Source organism: Streptococcus sp. STR1/CE/0325 (assembly GCF_055386095.1).
The window spans coordinates 1,139,665-1,153,844 of record NZ_AP045018.1 but is presented as its reverse complement, the minus strand read 5'-3'; the positions used below and the strand labels follow the sequence as shown (position 1 = coordinate 1,153,844).

10 protein-coding genes and 1 pseudogene are annotated in these 14,180 nt (G+C 44.1%); 7 read left to right on the top strand and 4 right to left on the bottom strand.

The window, feature by feature from the left end; all coding sequences use genetic code 11:
* Positions 1–35 precede the first annotated feature (35 nt).
* The 4 genes from ACZ49W_RS05670 to ACZ49W_RS05655 form a co-directional block, all read right to left on the bottom strand.
* A complete protein-coding gene (locus ACZ49W_RS05670) occupies positions 36–1,172 on the bottom strand; it encodes an ABC transporter ATP-binding protein (RefSeq protein WP_464814353.1) in 1,137 nt (378 codons plus the stop codon).
* A 12-nt stretch (positions 1,173–1,184) separates the two neighbouring features.
* Positions 1,185–2,021, bottom strand: coding sequence for a sugar ABC transporter permease (locus tag ACZ49W_RS05665; RefSeq protein WP_464814352.1), 837 nt, complete (start codon positions 2,019–2,021; stop codon positions 1,185–1,187).
* Entirely contained in the window at positions 2,021–3,373 is a 1,353-nt protein-coding gene (locus ACZ49W_RS05660) for a carbohydrate ABC transporter permease (RefSeq protein WP_464814351.1), read from the bottom strand. The genes ACZ49W_RS05665 and ACZ49W_RS05660 overlap by 1 nt, the downstream gene beginning before the upstream one ends.
* Positions 3,374–3,527: 154 nt before the next feature.
* Positions 3,528–4,778 (bottom strand): extracellular solute-binding protein, encoded by a 1,251-nt coding sequence (locus tag ACZ49W_RS05655; protein WP_464814350.1) that lies wholly within the window; start codon positions 4,776–4,778, stop codon positions 3,528–3,530.
* Positions 4,779–4,945: 167 nt separating this feature from the next.
* Between ACZ49W_RS05655 and malQ the strand changes: the two are divergent.
* The 7 genes and pseudogenes from malQ to eutA all read left to right on the top strand — a co-directional run.
* Positions 4,946–6,493, top strand: a pseudogene (gene malQ, locus ACZ49W_RS05650) (4-alpha-glucanotransferase); the annotation flags it as partial.
* Between the two features lie 9 nt (positions 6,494–6,502).
* Positions 6,503–8,761: a glycogen/starch/alpha-glucan family phosphorylase gene (gene glgP / locus ACZ49W_RS05645; RefSeq protein ID WP_464814966.1), complete on the top strand. Its 2,259-nt coding sequence runs from the start codon at positions 6,503–6,505 to the stop codon at positions 8,759–8,761.
* Positions 8,762–9,051: 290 nt separating this feature from the next.
* A complete protein-coding gene (locus ACZ49W_RS05640; protein WP_464814349.1) occupies positions 9,052–10,188 on the top strand; it encodes a 1-propanol dehydrogenase PduQ in 1,137 nt (378 codons plus the stop codon).
* 84 nt (positions 10,189–10,272) lie between these two features.
* Positions 10,273–10,617, top strand: a complete 345-nt coding sequence (locus tag ACZ49W_RS05635) for a BMC domain-containing protein (protein WP_464814348.1) — start codon at positions 10,273–10,275, stop codon at positions 10,615–10,617.
* Between the two features lie 23 nt (positions 10,618–10,640).
* Positions 10,641–11,216 (top strand): ANTAR domain-containing response regulator, encoded by a 576-nt coding sequence (locus ACZ49W_RS05630; protein ID WP_464814347.1) that lies wholly within the window; start codon positions 10,641–10,643, stop codon positions 11,214–11,216.
* Positions 11,203–12,624, top strand: coding sequence for a sensor histidine kinase (locus ACZ49W_RS05625; RefSeq protein ID WP_464814965.1), 1,422 nt, complete (start codon positions 11,203–11,205; stop codon positions 12,622–12,624). Before ACZ49W_RS05630 ends, ACZ49W_RS05625 begins: the two co-directional genes overlap by 14 nt.
* A 115-nt stretch (positions 12,625–12,739) precedes the next feature.
* The gene (gene eutA / locus ACZ49W_RS05620) at positions 12,740–14,173 is read left to right on the top strand and encodes an ethanolamine ammonia-lyase reactivating factor EutA (RefSeq protein WP_464814346.1); all 1,434 of its coding nucleotides are present in this window, start codon (positions 12,740–12,742) and stop codon (positions 14,171–14,173) included.
* Positions 14,174–14,180 lie beyond the last annotated feature (7 nt).

The following is a 14,180-nucleotide window of genomic DNA, read 5'->3' as shown; positions in this document are numbered from 1 at the left end:
ATTTTATGTTTGGTTAGCTTGCTTGCCTCTTTATCCTAGTCACTGATGCGTTTGGTGCTTTCCTTGTCAAAGAAATGGGCTTTGGCGAGGTTAAAGGTGAGTGGGAGTTTTTCACCCGGTTGGTGGAAGTCTCTTGCGTCCACTCTGGCGGCAAATTCGGTGCCAGCTGCGGTGACATAAAGCATGGTTTCGCTACCGAGTAACTCAGACACCACCACTGTTGCAGTGAGGGTAGCATTGGGGTAGGTATCTTGGGCGATGAGCTGGCTAGAGATGTCCTCTGGTCTAATGCCTAGTACCACGGTTTTATTGAGATAACCTGCTTGCTCTAAGCGTTTGCTTTGTCCTTCAGGGAGGGCGAGCTTGGTGCCGTCTGATAGGGTCAGCTGGTCTTTTTCCACGTGTACGTTAAAGAAATTCATGGCTGGGCTACCGATAAAGCCAGCGACAAATTGGTTGACCGGTTGGTTATAGAGTTCTTGTGGGGTGCCGATTTGTTCGATGCGTCCGATAGAGCCGGTTCCTTCTGGATTTTTGGTGGCACTCATGATGACGATGCGATCAGCCAGAGTCATAGCTTCTGTCTGGTCGTGGGTGACGTAGATAGTCGTTGATCCCAGACGTTGGTGAATTTTAGCAATCTCTGCCCGCATAGACACCCGAAGTTTGGCATCAAGGTTAGAGAGGGGCTCGTCCATGAGAAAGACCTTGGCATCACGCACGATAGCACGCCCCATGGCGACCCTTTGGCGTTGTCCGCCTGAGAGGTCGGCTGGTTTTCGGTCTAGAAATTCAGTCAATCCTAGCGTTTCTGCGGCTTCACGCACCCGCTTGTCAATCTCGTCCTTGCTGTATTTGCGTAGTTTTAGCCCAAAAGCCATGTTGTCATAGACACTCATGTGGGGATAGAGGGCATAGTTTTGAAAGACCATAGCAATGTCACGGTCTTTAGGTGCGACATCGTTCATGAGCGTCTCGTCGATGTAAAACTCCCCTTCGGTGATGTCCTCTAAGCCTGCAATCATCCGCAGTGTTGTGGATTTACCACAACCTGATGGACCAACAAAGACGATAAATTCCTTATCCTTGATGTCAAGGTTAAAATCTTCCACAGCATAGTGGGTGGTATTAGGGTATTTTTTATGAATATGGTTGAGAGTTAAGGTCGTCATAGTCCTTCCTTTCTATTTAACAGAGCCGCCTGTGATACCTTCGACGTAGTATTTCTGCATGAAGATAAAGAGTAGCGTAATCGGGATTGCAATGAGAACTGCTCCAGCTGCAAAGGTGGTAAACCAAGTATTGATTTTATCTTGGACCAACATGGCAAAGAGTCCAATAGCCACCGTGTATTTGGACGTAGCATCTCCCAAGATGACTTGGGCAAAGATAAAGTCAACCCAAGGTCCGATAAAGGCGGTTAGGGCAGTATAGACGATAATCGGACGAGATAAAGGCAGGGTGATGTGCCAGAAAATATCCATGCGGCTCGCCCCATCAATCATAGCAGACTCATCTAGCGAGTAAGGCACCGTATCAAAGAAACCTTTGGCGATGTAAAAGCCAAGGGCAGCCCCAGCTGAGTACACAAAGATGAGAGCAGTTAGGGTCTGAGTGAGGTTAAAGGCCTTTAAGATATAGTAGATGGCAATCATGCTCATAAAGCCTGGAAACATATTGAGGACAAGAGCGAGTTTTAAAAAGCGATTGCGAAACTTAAACTTAATCCGACTGAGGGAGTAAGCCATAGCTACCGTAATCAAGGTCGAAAGGACACAGGTCGCACTTGCCACCCAAAGGGTGTTTAAAAACCATTTTCCAAAAGGAAAAGACGGGTTAGTAAAGAGTCGAATATAGTTGTCAAGCGTCCATGTTTTGGGGATAAAGTAAGGCACAAAAGCCGTTCCTTCTCCGCGAAAACTGGTCAGTACCACCCAGACGACAGGAAGTAGCCAAAGGATGGATAGCAAGGTCAGCAGGAGATAAGTGAGGCTGAGGGTTTGTTTCTTTTGGTGTTGCATTAGCGAGTGCCTCCTTCCTTATAAGCATTGGTTCTGGTATAAGCCAGTAAGCTAAAGATTGCAGAAAGAACAAAGATGATAATCCCAATAACAGAAGCCAAGTTATAGTCAGCTGCTGAAACGGTGAGTTTGTAAAGCCAAGTCACCAAGAGGTCTGTGCTACCAGCCTGATAGAAGTTAGAGTTAACAGGACCGCCACCTGTTAGGAGGTAAATGACGTTGAAGTTATTGATATTACCGATGAATTGCTGAATCAGATAAGGGGTCATAACCATCAAAATTTGTGGGAAGGTGATGGAGCGGAAAATCTGGAATTTATTGGCCCCATCGATTTCAGCCGCCTCGATTTGCTCGCTAGGGAGATTGAGGATGATACCGGTGGCAATCAGCATGGTAAAGGGGATCCCTACCCACATATTGACGAGGATAACAGAAACCTTTGCCCAAATCGGATCAGACAAGAAAGGGATGGGCTGGCTGATGAGGTGGAGTTGCTCTAAGATGGTATTGAGCGGTCCTGCATCATTGAGAAGGTTTCTCATAATGAGTAGAGAGATAAACTGAGGCACGGCAATCGTGATGACAAAGACCGTCCGCCAGAATTTTTTAAAACGTAGCCCCTTGGTATTGATGATGAGGGCGAGGATAATGCCAAAGAAGAAGTTAGTCGCTGTCGCAAAGACTGCCCAAATCAAGGTCCAAGAAAGGACGGGAAAGAAGGTGGTGGCTAGTCTGCCGTTAAAGAGGCTACCAAAGTTGGCAAAGCCGACCCAGTGAAAGAGGGATTTGGGTGGCAGATGACTGTGATCAAAGCTGGTAAAAGCGATACAAATCATGTAAATGAGCGGCAAGACCGTAAAGAGGACGATGCCAAGCAAGGGAATGCCCATCAAAGTCATGTGAAAACGCTCATTGGTCAAGGTTCTCAAGTCGTCCTTGAAGCTTGGGAGGGCTTGATTTCTTTGTTTTAGCTGATAAATATGGCTAGCACTCTTGAGGTTGCACCAATAAAGATAGGCAAAAAAGGCACAAAAGATAAGAGAAGCAAGCCCAAAGATGAGCAGCAACATAGAATTATCTCCCTCGACAGCCACCTGAATTTTTACCCCATCAATGACCTGTGTGGACATGCCCTGTGTCTTGGTTCCAAGGGTGACAAGACCAGAAAGAGCGGGGATAATCTGGGTGACAAAGGCGATGAGAAAGAGAATCTCACTGATTAAAAAGAGACTACCTTTGATGATTTGTTTGTGGCAAAAATTTGCCCAACCCATGATAAGAAGAGATGGGGTGATGGTTGGCCCTCCTTTTTTGAGGGCTTCTAGGACGGGAGACGTCTCGTGGTGTTTCATGATAAAAATCTCCTTATTTTAAGGGAAAGAGGCTGGAAATAGTGGAATCCGAGCCTCTTTTTAGCGGTATCGTCTGGGACAAAGGTGTTTTTGAGAAACACTGGCTCAACCCACTCATCGAGTCGATTGGTCAAACCTAGTATTTGTCCCGCTTCTATTTAGCGTTGGCGATGTCCTTGTCAAATTGTTGCAACTTAGCCAAGTAGTCACTTTCTTTAATCTTGCCGTTGTAGGTATCGCTCATGATGGCTTTGGATTCATTCCAGAAAGTTCCCATTTGGCTGAGTTTTGGCATAACGACGGTGTATTCTGTTGAAGAACCCATCTTGATTACGGCTTTTGCTAGCTCGTCTGCTTGGACATTATCAGCAGCTTGGGCAGTCTTGTTGGATGGTACGACAAAGTTGGTCTTGAATTGGTTTTCTTGACTTTCTTGGTTGGTGAGGTAAGAAGCGAGTTTGTAGCTAGCTGCGATGCGTTTGGTGTCGCCCTTAGCTGGAGCTTGGTTGACCGCGTAGAGTTTGACCCCAAGAAAGGCTTTTTGTTGTACAGTATTGCCACCGATGGTAATCGTTGGGTAAACAGCTACACCGAGATTTTCAGCACCGATGGCTTTTTGAGCATTTTTGTAATCCCAAGGTCCTGTTTCGATAGCAGCGACAGTGCCATCTGCGAATTTAGACATGACATTATTTGGATCTAAGTTGACAAAGCCTTTGTTGTTCTTTTGATCAGCAATCCATTTGAGAACAGACACACCTGCTTCATTGCCCCAGTTGGTGCCTTTTGGATCTTCACCATTTGGTCCAAAGAGGGTATCTCCCACAGACAAGAAGAGAGGACCTTCACTGTAAGAGTTGATGTCTTTAAACGGCGCACCAAAGGTTGCTTTAGTGGTGATGGTTTCGTAGTTGGTCACATCCTCAGGGGTGAGTTTGTTTTTATTATAGAGGAGGACTTGCGACTCAACGCCATAAGGAAAGGCGTAGGTCTTGCCCTTGTACTGGGCACCGACAATAGCTTGGTCAGTTTGGGTATCAGCGATTTCCTTGGTGTAGTTTTCAGGAATTTCTTGGATGACACCAGATTCCACGAGCTGTCCTAATTGGTCATGTGGAAGAGAAAAGACATCAGCTGCGGCACTTGGATCTTTTTTAACCTTTTCTTGGGCATCAGCGTTGACGGACTCGATGATTTCTACCTTATAGCCACTTTCTTTTTCAAATTTTTTGATGATGTCTTGATAAGATGTTTTGGTGTCGGTTGGCACCCAGACCTTGATGGTCTTGCTATCAGAAGCCGTATCAGCTGACTTGCTGTCCTTACCAGAGCTGCAAGCTGCTAAGACACTACCAGCAAGCGTAAGGCTAGCAGCCGTGATCATCATTTTTTTCCATGTTTTCATGTGAGTTCCTCCTTTTGAAAACGTTTTATTTTTGTTAATACTATTATGCAACCGTTTGCGAAGTTTGTCAAGTTTTTTTCGTTAATTTTTTTAGAAAAATGGAGGAAACTGTGTTAAACTAAGGAAAATTAAATTTTTTAAAAAAAGCGCTTGCATTACGCAAACGATTGCGCTATAATAAAATCATCTTAGATTTGAACAATCGAAAGAGAAAGGAAGATACTATGATGAAACGAGCAAGCGGTGTGCTCATGCACATCAGTTCCCTCCCTGGTCCTTTTGGGATTGGAACCTTTGGCAAGAGTGCCTATGACTTTGTTGATTGGTTGAGAAAGACTGGGCAAACTTACTGGCAGATTCTCCCTCTAACGACGACGAGCTATGGGGATTCGCCTTATCAGTCCTTTTCTGCCGTTGCAGGCAATACTCACTTTATTGATTTTGACCTTTTGAGAAAAGAAGGCTTACTCGAAAAAGCAGACTACCAAGGGGTGAACTTTGGCGAGGATGAGAGTCGCGTCGATTATGCGCGGATCTTTGAAGCAAGGCGTCCTATTTTAGAAAAGGCAGTGACACGCTTTTTAGCCGATGAGGCTTGCCGAAAAGATTTAGCTGCTTTTGAAAAAGAGCAAAAAAGCTGGATCCTTGATTATGCGGAATTTATGGCTTTTAAGGAATACTTTGGTAACAAGGCCTTGCAAGAATGGGATGATGCAGCATTGGTAGCGCGTGAGGAAACTGCCCTTGCTAACTATCGTCAAAAGCTGGCAGATGTGATTGCTTATCACAAGGTCACCCAGTATTTCTTCTTTAAACAGTGGCAGGAGTTGAAAGCCTATGCCAACCAAAAAGGCATCGCCATCATCGGAGACATGCCCATCTATATCTCAGCCGACAGTGTTGAGGTCTGGACCATGCCACATCTCTTTAAAGTTGATGACAAGCGCCGTCCCCTCTATGTGGCAGGTGTTCCAGCCGATGACTTTAGCGCTGATGGTCAGCTTTGGGGCAATCCTATCTATGATTGGGAGGCTCACAAAAAAAGTCACTACGACTGGTGGGTGTACCGGATTAGAGAGAGTTTCAAGCTCTATAATTACCTTCGTATCGACCATTTCAAAGGCTTTTCAGATTATTGGCAAATCCCAGCCGATGCCAAAACAGCCGTGACAGGCGAGTGGCAACCAGGCCCTGGCTATGACTTGTTTAAGGTGGTCAAGGAAGAGTTGGGTGAGCTACCGATTATTGCAGAAGACTTGGGCTATATCGATGAACGTGCCAAACAACTTTTGGCGGACTGTGGTTTTCCTGGGATGAAGATTTTAGAGTTTGGTTTTTACGATGTGACAGGAAACAGCATTGATATTCCTCACCGTGCGGTTCCAAACAGTATTTCTTATCTAGGGACGCATGACAATGAGGTGGTCAATGGTTGGTATGAGGGGCTTGATAGCAAGCAACGTGCCTTTTTAGATGATTATACCAACCGTAGAAGTGACCAACCGCTCTATCAAATCATGCTCAAAACCCTTTTTGCAACAGCTAGCCATACAGCTATTGCTAGCATGCAGGACATTTTGGATCTTCCAAAGGACACGCGCATGAATATCCCATCCACCATCGGCGGAAACTGGCAGTGGCGCTTGCTGCCTGAACAAGTGAGCGAGGAAAAAACAGCCTTTTTAACCCATATCACAAGCTTATATCAACGAGGAAACAAGAACATGACATTTCAAACTTTTGTAGAAAAACGTGGAGATACTTTAGCCGACTTGAGTAATGAAGCCATCTATCTTGCCCTTCTTGACTATGTCAAAGATTTGGCCAAAGACAAGCCTAAAAATCAAGGCAAACGCAAGGTTTATTACATCTCTGCTGAATTTTTGATTGGAAAACTCCTCTCAAACAATCTCATCAACCTTGGTCTTTATGATGAAATCAAAGAAGAGTTGGCAGCAGCAGGCAAATCACTCAGTGAGATTGAGGATTTAGAACCAGAGCCATCTCTTGGTAATGGTGGTCTTGGACGTTTGGCTTCTTGCTTTATTGATTCGATGTCAACACTTGGCATCAATGGTGAGGGGGTAGGACTCAACTATCATTATGGTCTCTTTAAGCAGGTCTTTAAGGCTAATCAACAAACAGCTGAGCCAAACGACTGGATTACCGATGATAGCTGGTTGCTTCCAACAGATGTTCACTATGACGTACCATTTAAAGACTTTACTTTGCGCTCACGCTTGGATCGTTTGGATATCCTAGGGTTTGGACAAGACACCAAAAACTACCTCAATCTCTTTGACATTGATGGGCTTAATCGTGATTTGATTGAGGAGGGCATCACCTTTGACAAGACGAAAATCAAAGAAAACCTCACGCTCTTCCTTTATCCAGATGATTCGGACAAGGCTGGAGAGTTGCTTCGGATTTACCAACAATACTTCATGGTATCAAATGCCGCTCAACTCTTGATTGATGAGGCTTTGGAGCGTGGCTCTAATCTCCATGATCTGCATGAGTATGCTTATGTCCAAATCAATGACACCCACCCGTCTATGGTCATTCCAGAATTGATTCGCCTTTTGACGGAAAAACATGAGTTTACCTTTGATGAAGCAGTCGCTGTGGTGAGCCAAATGGTAGGCTACACCAATCACACGATCCTAGCTGAAGCTCTTGAAAAATGGCCGCTCGCTTACCTTGAAGAAGTGGTGCCACACCTAGTGGTCATCATCAAGAAACTAGATGCCATCATTCGTGAGCGCTATAGCGATTCTCGTGTGCAAATCATTGATGAAGATGATCGTGTTCACATGGCGCACATGGATATTCATTTCTCTACCTCTGTCAATGGGGTGGCTGCCCTTCATACGGAAATCTTGAAAGCGTCTGAGTTAGCACCTTTCTACAAACTTTATCCTGAACGTTTTAACAACAAGACCAACGGAATTACCTTCCGTCGGTGGTTGGAGTTTGCCAATCCAGAGCTAGCCAGCTACATTAAGGAACTCATCGGAGATGGTTATCTATCTGATGCGACAGAACTTGAAAAACTCCTCGCCTTTAGCCAAGACAAGGACGTTCACAAGCGTCTTGGTGACATCAAACAAGGCAACAAAGTGCGCCTTAAGACTTTCTTGAAAGCGCATCAAGGCATTGATTTGGACGAGCATTCCATCATTGATACGCAAATCAAGCGTTTCCATGAGTACAAACGTCAACAGATGAATGCCCTTTACGTCATTTACAAGTATCTGGAGATTAAAAAAGGCAACCTGCCTGAGCGCAAGATTACCATTCTCTTTGGTGGTAAGGCTGCCCCAGCCTACACCATCGCCCAAGACATCATTCACTTGATTTTGACCCTGTCTGAACTCATCAACAATGACCCTGAGGTCAGCCCTTATCTCAATGTCTTTTTGGTAGAAAATTATAACGTGACCGTAGCTGAAAAACTCATCCCAGCAACCGATGTGTCCGAGCAAATCTCTCTTGCCTCTAAGGAAGCATCAGGTACTGGAAATATGAAATTCATGCTAAATGGTGCCCTCACTCTTGGGACCATGGACGGTGCTAATGTCGAGATTGCAGAGCTAGCCGGCAAGGATAATATCTATACCTTTGGTAAAGACAGCGACACCATCATTAGCCTCTATGACACAGCTGGTTATGTGGCGCGTGACTATTATGAAGATGCGCTGATTGGAGAGTGTGTGGACTTTATCGTGAGTGAAGAACTTCTGGCATTGGGCAACCAAGAACGCCTCGAGCGCCTCTATCAAGAACTCATCAATAAGGATTGGTTCATGACGCTGATCGATTTGAAAGAATATATCGCTGTTAAAGAGCAAGTCTTTAAGGACTACGAGGACCAAGACATCTGGCAAGCCAAAGCCCTGCAAAATATTGCCATGGCAGGCTTCTTCTCATCAGACCGTACTATTGCAGACTACAATCGTGACATCTGGCATAGCCAAGTCTAAGAATGAGCAGAAATCAATAGACAAAGCCGTTGGACGAATCAGTCCAACGGCTTTTTTGTTTAGTGGTTTTGCTTTTTGCAAAATAGGAAAAACATCACAAGATGGTGTGAAAAAAGCCAGCTTTTGATTGCATCGAAAGCGTTTTTATGATAAACTACTGATAAGTACAACGGAGTACGATAAATAAAAAAGCAATGAGGCTATAAGAACGAACGATGAACGAAAGGGCATGGTTGGTTTCTTATAGCTTTTTTCATTGTTAAAACCAAGTCCAGCAGAAAGGAGAAGAAATGGATAAAATTTTTTACAAGACTGAGTTATGCATCGGCAGTGGCTCACTAGAAGAACTCAGGCGGTTTCACAAGGAGAGTGTCTTTGTGGTGGCAGATCCTTTTTTAAAAACGTCTGGGCAACTCGATAGCATCTTAGCTTATTTGGATGAGAGCAATGACCGAGTTGTCTTTACGGATATTGTACCAGATCCACCCATTGAAACGGTGGTGGCAGGTATTCAAGCAACCCAAGGAAGGGAGATCAGTCTGGTCTTGTCCATTGGTGGTGGATCTGCCATTGATGCGGCTAAAGCCATGTATTATTTTGCCAAAAAACAAGGGCTTTTTAAGGATGCTATCATGGTGGCTATTCCAACGACCAGTGGTACAGGCTCAGAGGTGACGGACTTTTCGGTCATCACAGATGCGCAAAAAGGAACCAAGTATCCTTTGGTGACCAGAGAGATATTACCTGATTTGGCCATCTTGGATGCCGATCTCGTGCTTTCTTTGCCGCCTAATATCACAGCAGATACCGGAATGGATGTTTTAACGCATGCGATTGAGGCTTATGTGTCCACTAAAGCGAGTGATTTTTCCGACGCTTTGGCTGAAAAAGCCATCAAGCTAGTCTTTGAATACCTCCCAAGAGCCTACCAAAATGGTCAAGATATTGAAGCTAGAGAAAAAATGCACGCAGCCTCTACCTTGGCAGGAATGGCCTTTAACACAGCTTCTTTGGGTTTAAATCATGGCGTAGCACATGCTGCGGGGGCGAAATTTCATGTGCCCCACGGGCGTTTGAACAGCATTTTGATGCCTCACATTATCCAGTACAATGCTAATCTAAATCCAAGAGATCGTCGTCAGATGAATAAGGATGTGGCAAAGCGTTACCAAGACATCGCCCGCCTCATCGGCTATCAAGCCTCTAGCCCAGCCTTAGGGGTACGGCAGTTGATTGAGGCGGTTAAGCGATTGCAAAAGCAATTAGATATGCCTGCTTCTTTAAGTGCCTACGGAATTTCCAGAATGGATTTTGATACTGATAAGGAGCAAATTGCACATGCTGCTCTCCTTGATGGCTGTACCGTGACCAATCCTAGAGTGCCGACTGTTTCTGATATTTTAGGAATCCTTGAGAGTGCATTTTAATATTGAACATTTTGTATGTTTATCATATAATAAAGTCATGGAAACGTGAGGCAAACTTCTAAGAAAACAAAGAAGGAGTCTAAAGTGGAAGAAAAACAAAGGATGATTCAGGAATATGTTCCTGGCAAACAAGTGACCTTAGCTCACCTAATTGCGAACCCAGATGATGTCATTTATGAAAAACTGGGGCTGATTGTTGAGAAAAAAGGAGCTATTGGCATTCTCACCATCACACCGAGTGAAGCGGCCATTATTGCGGTAGATATTGCGACAAAAGCAGCGGATGTTGAAGTTGGTTTTGTGGATCGTTTTAGTGGTTCTGTGGTCTTAACAGGTGATGTGGCGTCGGTTGAGGCGGCATTGGTGGCGGTTCTTCAAGGCTTGGAAGACATTTTAGGTTTTTCTAGTACCCTTGTCACACGCACATAAAAATCAGATTGTTGAGGAAACGTATGAAAGGTAGAATACTAATTGTTGATGATGATCCAATCGTGAGATTAGATATTCGAGAAGCCTTGGAAAAGGCAGATTATGAAGTGGTTGCTGAAGCCACAGATGGTTTTGAAGCGATTGAGCTTTGTCAAAAATATCGCTCGGACTTGGTCATCATGGATATTAAGATGCCTTTGCTGGATGGTCTTACCGCTAGCAAAAAAATTCTTGATGATAATCTGGCTTACAGTGTGATTTTGCTATCCGCTTATGATGATGAGCATTTTATGGAGAGGGCAAAACTTTATGGAGTTAGCGGTTATTTGATCAAACCACTGGATATGAAATCTCTAATTCCTATGGTGGAGGTTTCGATTGAAAAAGGACGCCAGCTGCAACAGTTATCCAATGAAATGATGCGCTTGTCCAAAAAGCTAGACGATAGGATCATTATCGAAAAAGCAAAGGGGCTTTTGATGATGCGTGATCACTTGTCTGAAACAGAAGCATTTAAGCAGATTCGAACAATTAGTATGCAAAAACGAGTCCCTATGGTTGAGATTGCAAAATTATTGGTTTTACATGATGATGTATAAGCAAAAAATATTTGACCTTTGCAAAGAACATACAGATTTGGATGATCATGATATTGCTTATCTTGTGACCAAGGCAAAGCAGTTGATGAAGAGCTCGCACTATGATGATGAGGAAGTCTTTATCGATGTCAAGAGTGCTTATTCGGAAAATGCGGTGGTGATTTTCCACAAGAAAATTAAGACCAAGGAGGCTTTCTACCAAAAAGAAGTGGTCGGTTTGATGGCTGATTTGGAAAACGAACCAGGGGTCATTAGAACCCTGCACACTGGTCTTTCCACCGTTGGCTTATCTGGTATTTCTCAAGAAGGAGTTTCCATTCGCCAGAGCGTTTTTCCCATTTGGCGTGAAGGTCGTGTGATTGGGACGCTTATCCTAGAAAGGGCAGAACCGCTCATTTATTCGGAGTCTGAGTTTGGTAATGAGGGGATCAAAGCCCTACTAGCATCTGAAACTGAGCAATTCATCTTATCAGATGTGTTGGATGATGCGGTGTTGGTCTTTGACCAATTTGGTCATTTGATTTATCATAATCAAGCCGCCAAGACCATGTATCAAGAAAAACTCGGCTACAAGGATGATATTTCGGCTCTACACTATGATAATTTGTCCTTGGATTATGTCTGTTTTAAGAAATTACTTCGCAAAATACGCTTGAACCGCTTGTCAAAAGAACCTACCATGGTCCAGTATGGGCGCTATCATTTTAGTGTGACACGTTCTTGGTTGGACGCTCAAAAACGCTTGGTCATGGTCTTTCGCGACCAAACAGATATGGTACAAAAAGAACGCCAACTCTCTGCTTTAGATGCGACCCTTCATGAGATGAATCATCGCATCAAAAATCAGCTCCAAACCTTGAGTTCGCTCTTGGCTTTAGAAGAGCGCAGGGTAGAAGACGACAAGAGTAAAAAGATCTTGACAAAGAGTATGAGTCGGATTGCTGCGATGGCAAAGACACAAGAGCTCCTATCGTTTAAGGGAGATAAGGGCAATCAGATTGATCTGAGCCAACTGTTAAAAGCAGTCCTTGAACATATCGCTCACATCTGCTCAAGAGAGAGTGATATTGAGCTAAGCGCTCAGATTCAAGAGGGGCTACATCTTGATAGCACACGGGCTGTTTCGTTGGCTTTGGTTTTAAATGAGCTCATTCAAAACAGTTATGACCATGCTTTTTGTCAAAAGAAGGCAGAAAAATCAAAAATTCGTTTGCATGTTCGCTCAGAAGGTGGTATAATAAAAGCAAGAGTAACCGATAATGGAAACGGTTACGACACCACCCGACCTGCTAGAGGGCACTTGGGACTAACGATTGTCAATAGTTTGGTGACAGGAAAGCTGTCTGGACAGCTATTAGTTTCCTCGAGCTTATCCGGCACGAGGGTGACGATTACATTTAAAGAATAAAAGAATCAATATCTAACGAAGAAGTTAGTTTGAAGAGCAATGACGCTTAAAGAAGATGAGTAAACGCTTGTTTACTGGTCGATCTTTGAGCGTCTTTTTTTGGGAGGTTTTCCACATGTCAGATAAGATTTTGAGTGTTGGTCTAGACCTTGGCACTGCCACGACCCAGTTGGTGTTATCCGAGCTGACCATCGAGAATATCTCCTCTGTCTTTACCATTCCACGGATTTACATCACGGATAAAAAGGTCTTATACAAGAGTGATATTATCTTTACTCCGATCTCAGAGCAGTTGTTGATTGAGGTGGATAAGATCAAAGACTTTGTGATGACCGAGTATCAAAAGGCAGGGATTGAGAAAAAAGATATTCAGATGGGGGCGGTGATCATTACTGGAGAGACGGCCCGTAAGGAAAATGCCAGCCAGGTCTTGCAGGCGCTTAGTGGCTATGCTGGAGATTTTGTCGTTGCGACTGCTGGTCCAGACCTTGAGAGCATCATCGCAGGCAAAGGAGCTTGTAGCCATATCTATTCCGAGGAACACCATACTTCGGTAGTCAATATTGATATTGGTGGTGGCACGTCAAATCTAGCGGTCTTTCGAGAAGGTGATTTGATTGATACAGCTTGCTTTGATATTGGTGGGCGTTTGATTCGCTTGGATCCTAAGACCCATCGGATTACTTATATCGCTCCTAAGCTTGAGAAAATCATTGCAGATAAGGGCCTGCAGCTAGCAGTTGGATCTGTTGCCAAGCGTTCGGACTTGGATCAGCTGATTGATGAGCTGGTGTGTGTCTTAGAGCAGGCGGTTGGTATTTCAAATGATAGCCCTTATTACACCTTTCTTGAAACCAATCATGGTCTCAAGCTCAGTTACGAGATTCGCTGCGTATCTTTTTCTGGAGGGGTAGCAGATGCGATTTTAGATACATCATCTTTGCTGGATGAATTTCAATATGGCGATATCGGTATTTTACTTGGTCGTGCGCTTAGAAAATCCAAGATTTTCACCGAGAAAAAGGTCATAAAATCAGCAGAAACCATTCGAGCAACGGTAGTTGGGGCAGGAAGTCACACCACTGATGTGAGTGGTAGTACCATCACTTATATCTCTCAGGTGCTTCCGATTAAAAATGTTCCGGTTTTGAAACTCGCTAAGAGCGATGAAAAAGAAGATGAAGCGACCCTGACTGCCATCATTAAAGACAAGGTGAATTGGTTTACTTTGGAAAATGAAGTCCAGCAAATCGCTCTTGCCCTAACTGGAGTGAAAAGCCCTAGTTTTATCCGAGTCCAAGAGTACGCTAGAAGCGTTGTTTCTGGGATGAAGGAAAGCATCGAAAAAGGTATTCCTTTGGTCGTTGTCGTCGAAGAAGATATGGCAAAGGTTCTTGGTCAGTGCCTTTATGCGCTACTGCCTAGAGATTATCCCTTTGTTTGCATTGATTCGGTGGATGTGCAAAATGGGGATTATATCGATATTGGAAATCCTGTCGTTGAAGGATCGGTCTTACCTGTTGTGGTAAAAACATTAGTCTTTAACTAAGTAGATA